The sequence below is a fragment of the Pontiella sp. genome (genome assembly GCF_041622395.1).
Taxonomy (GTDB): Bacteria; Verrucomicrobiota; Kiritimatiellia; order Kiritimatiellales; family Pontiellaceae; genus Pontiella.
This window is the reverse complement of the sequence record NZ_JBFJYW010000381.1, coordinates 1-2,867: the sequence shown is the minus strand read 5'-3', so window position 1 is coordinate 2,867 and position 2,867 is coordinate 1. Positions and strand designations below refer to the sequence as shown.

Here is a 2,867-nt window from a genome sequence, read left to right as displayed (position 1 = left end):
GATCGCGGTCGGCATGGCCACCAACATCCCGCCGCACAACCTCGGCGAGGTGATCGACGGCACCATCCTGCTGATCGACAATCCCGAGGCGACGATCGACGAGCTCCACGAGCTGATCAAAGGGCCCGACTTCCCGACCGGCGGTACCGTTTACGGCCTGAACGCCGTCCGCGAATTCTACCAGACCGGCCGCGGCAAGATCAAAGTGCGCGGCAAAGCCAACATCGAGGAAGACGATAACGGCAAGGCCCGCATCATCATCACCGAAATCCCCTACGCGCTCAACAAGACGCTGCTGATCCAGAAGATGGTTCACCTCGTCCGCGACAAAAAGCTCGAAGGCATTTCCGACATTCGCGACGAGTCCGGCAAGGAGGGCATCCGCCTGGTCATCGAACTCAAGCGCAACGCCGTTCCGAACGTGTTGCTCAACAACATCTTCAAGCACACCCAGATGGAATCCACCTTCGGCGGCATCATGCTGGCGATCGACAAAGGCAAGCCGCGCGTCATGAACCTGAAGGAAGCGCTTCAGTGCTTCATCGACCACCGTTTCGACGTGGTGACCCGCCGCACCGAGTTCGACCTCGCGAAGGCCAAGGCGCGCGCGCACATTCTCGAGGGCTACCTGCTGGCCATGGACAACATGGACGAGGTCGTCCGCATCATCCGCGACTCCAGCAACCGCGAGGAGGCGCAGGAGCGCTTGACGACCAAATTCGGGTTCAGCGAAATCCAGGCCAAGGCCATCCTCGACATGCGCCTCTACCAGCTGACCGGGCTCGAACGCGACAAGATCGAGGCCGAATACGCCGAACTCAAAACGCTGATGGAATACCTCCAGGACCTGCTGGACCATCCCAGCAAGATCTTCGGAGTCATCAAGGAAGACCTGGAGCAGATCCGCGCCAAGTACGGCGACCACCGCCGCACCGATCTTTCGATCGACGAAGGCGAGATCGACATCGAAGACCTGATCGCCGACGAACCCTGCGTGATCACGCTTTCGAGCACCGGCTACATCAAGCGCGTTCCGACCGATACCTACCGCCAGCAACGCCGCGGCGGCAAGGGCGTGGTCGGCATGAGCACCAAGGATGAGGATTTCGTGGAGCACATCTTCTCGGCCTCCACCCACGACTACCTGCTCTGCTTCACCGAAGCCGGGCGGATGTACTGGCTCAAGGCCTACTATGTCCCCGAAGGCACCCGCCAAAGCCGCGGCCGTTCGCTGGCCAACGTGCTTTCGATGGCGCAGGACGAAAAGCTCGCCGCCATCCTCTGCGTCCGCGAGCTCAACGACGATACGCACAACCTGATCATGGCCACCAAGAAAGGCACGGTCAAAAAGACGGTGCTTTCGGCCTACAAAAACGTGCGGGTGGCCGGCATCAACGCCATCAACATCGACGAGGGCGACCAGCTGATCGGCGTCAAGCTGACCAATGGCAACGACCAGATCATCCTGAGCATGCGCAACGGCAAGGCGATCCGCTTCAACGAAACGGATGCCCGCCCGATGGGCCGCGTCTCCCGCGGCGTTCGCGGCGTCCGCCTCGAAGGCGACGACGAGGTGGTGACGATCGAGATCGTCGATACCGAGTCGACCATGATGGCGATCACCGAAAATGGCTACGGCAAGCGCACGAGCTTCGAGGAGTACCGCCTGCAAACCCGCGGCGGCAAGGGCATCATCAGCATCCAGACCACCGAGCGCAACGGCAAGGTCGTCAGCGCCCACGCCGTTACCGACGAGCATCGCCTGATGCTCATCTCCGAAGGCGGGCAGATGATCTGCATCGGCGCCAGCGATTTGCGGGTCATTGGCCGCAACACGCAGGGCGTGCGACTGTTCAACCTGAAGCCGGGCGACAAGCTGGTCTCCGCCGCGGTCCTGGATCCGGAAGAGGATGCCCCCGAAGAGCCGGTGGCCGAGGGCGAAACCCCGGTTGAAGCCGTCGAGGCTCCGGCCCCCGAAGCCCCCGCCGTGGAGCCGGAACCGGAAGAGCCGTCTGAATAGGTTTTGAAGCCCAGTTCATGAGGAATGATTGTATGAAGACTACCGTTGTGGCCCTGGCAAACCAGAAGGGCGGGGTGGGCAAAACCACGACCTGCATCAACTTCGCGGCCTGCCTGGCGGAAAAGCGAAAGAAGGTGCTGCTGGTCGATCTCGACCCACAGGCGAACGCCACCAGCGGGTTGGGGTTGGAAAAGGGTTTCGGCTCCAGCATCTTCCCGGCTTTGCTCGGCGAAACCGATGCCCAGGGCCTGATCAAGGAAACCGGGATCAAGAATCTCGACATCATTCCTTCGGAGTTGGATCTCGCCGGCGCGGAAATCGCCATAGCGCGGCGCGACGACTATTTGCACCGCCTGCAGGAAGCGATGGATCCGGTGATCGAGAGCGGGGTCTACGATTACATCATTCTCGACTGCCCGCCTTCGCTCGGCATCCTGTTCATGAATGCGCTGAACATCGCGCATGAGGTGATCATCCCGATCCAGTGCGAATATCTCGCTCTGGAAGGACTCGGCGTGATGGTCGACATCGTTAACCAGATCAGCGAAGCCGGGAACCCGAATCTGCACATCAGCGGCATCTTGATGACGATGTATAACGTCAGCACCAACCTTTCGCAGCAGGTCGTGCAGGAAGTGGTGAAGCATTTCGGCGACCGCGTCTACGAAACGCTGATTCCGCGGAATGTCCGGCTGAGCGAGGCGCCGAGTTTCGGCCAGCCCATCATCGAATACGATCCGCATTGCGTGGGGGCGGCCGCCTACCGCAACCTCGCCAAGGAATTCCTGAAACGTCAGAAAAAGGATGCCCGCCAAGAGGTCGAATTGCCGACGCTTTCGAGCGTGAT

The 2,867-nt window shown here is 60.8% G+C and carries 2 protein-coding genes; both read left to right on the top strand.

The features are described 5' to 3' along the window. The coding region (locus ABYO54_RS15765; RefSeq protein ID WP_372809188.1) for a DNA gyrase subunit A at positions 1-2,020 on the top strand (2,020 nt) is incomplete at its 5' end. 32 nt (positions 2,021-2,052) lie between these two features. Further along, positions 2,053-2,867 (top strand): ParA family protein (locus ABYO54_RS15760; RefSeq protein ID WP_372809187.1); only part of this gene is annotated, 815 nt, incomplete at its 3' end.